Genomic DNA, 1,284 nt, shown 5'->3' on the forward strand with positions numbered 1-1,284 from the left:
CGCACCGGCCTCGACGCCCTCAGGGACTGGATCGCAAATCGACCCATCGAAGCCAAAAACGCTTGGGCCGAAAAAGCCCCCAAAAGACCGTTCTCGAGCCAATACCCGGCTTGAGTCGTGTACTGTGCGACAAGCTGATCGAGAACGGCCGCACGGCAGAGGAACGGGACGATTTCGATCCGTTCCCGGCCGTCAAGCTGTTCACGCCGGATGCCAATGCGACCTGGCTGATCACCGAAGCCTATCCTGAAGATTCCGACTTGAGGCTGTTCGGTCTGATGGACCTTGGCTTGGGCAGTCCCGAGCTAGGCTATGCCATGCTCAGTGAGATCGAGGACCTACGCGGAACGCTCGGCCTGCCGGTCGAACGCGACCTCTATTTCAAGACCGAGCACCGGCTCAGCACTTACGCCAAACTCGCTCGCCGCGCCGGGATGATAGTCACATGAAGTCACCATCTGGCGCGGCAAACCATCGCCGCGCCGGATCGCCGTTGATGGAGGCTCACAATTATCGCCCTCGTCCTTCTGACAGTGCCGCTGGTCATCATGGCGTGCATTCTCGCCTACCGGCTTGCGACTTACGCCCTGCCGGTCATGCTGGCGCTGGCCGCCACGCACTTCGCCTACGACACCGGCGCAGGAATGATCGGCTCAGGAATTGTAGGGCTTTTCGCTGGCGTGGCCTCGTTCATTGTTCTCGCGCTTCTGTTCGCCACGTTGCGCGCGCCGGTTCTGCGCATCGCCTTGGCCCTGATCTTCGCCGCTCCGGCCGCTATGGCGGGCCATGCGCTTGTGCATGGCGTCACTCGCGAAGCCGTTCCCTCGGAAGTCTGGAGGCAAATCTTCTGCATCGCAGGCGGCGTGTTCGTCGGTTGTTCGGCACTGGCGAGGCTGGCCGATTCGTCCAGCGAGGATCGTTGAAGGCCGTAGTCTCCGGATAGCTTCGAGCGGAACGATTTAATCCAAGGGCAGGACTTAGTGTCCGTCCGGGGACTTTGTGAGCGGGCAGAATCGGTTGTCGGATTTTGAGTTTCTGGTTTTGGATCGGTTGTGATTCCTTGTTCGGCATGATTCGAGAAGGAATGCGCCGATGTGGACCGCCGAGAACCGGGCTCGCTACAACCGTGATCATCTGCGTTATCCGAGCGATCTGACCGATGAGGAATGGGCGCTGATCGAACCGCTGATCCCGCCCGGCAGGCCAGGCGGCGGCAAGCGGAGCGTGAAGCTGCGCGAGGTGGTCAATGGGCTGATGTATGTGTTGTCGACCGGTTGCCAGTGG

The 1,284-nt window shown here is 60.7% G+C and carries 3 protein-coding genes; all 3 read left to right on the forward strand.

The genetic code is table 11. From position 1 onward, the window contains the following. The first annotated feature begins 101 nt into the window (after positions 1–101). Positions 102–449: a DUF2958 domain-containing protein gene (locus tag ACH196_RS38060; RefSeq protein ID WP_396651985.1), complete on the forward strand. Its 348-nt coding sequence runs from the start codon at positions 102–104 to the stop codon at positions 447–449. Between the two features lie 99 nt (positions 450–548). Further along, positions 549–923 (forward strand): hypothetical protein, encoded by a 375-nt coding sequence (locus tag ACH196_RS38065; protein ID WP_396651986.1) that lies wholly within the window; start codon positions 549–551, stop codon positions 921–923. Between the two features lie 169 nt (positions 924–1,092). Then, positions 1,093–1,284, forward strand: a 192-nt coding sequence (locus ACH196_RS38070; RefSeq protein ID WP_396647233.1) for a transposase, incomplete at its 3' end; no start/stop codon positions are given.

The organism is Mesorhizobium sp. IMUNJ 23232, from assembly GCF_044326205.1.
Taxonomy (GTDB): Bacteria; Pseudomonadota; Alphaproteobacteria; order Rhizobiales; family Rhizobiaceae; genus Kumtagia.

Coding starts and splice junctions, on each gene's coding strand:
- ACH196_RS38065 (WP_396651986.1), top strand. CDS start 549: ATGGCGTGCATTCTCGCCTACCGGCTTGCGACTTACGCCCTGCCGGTC.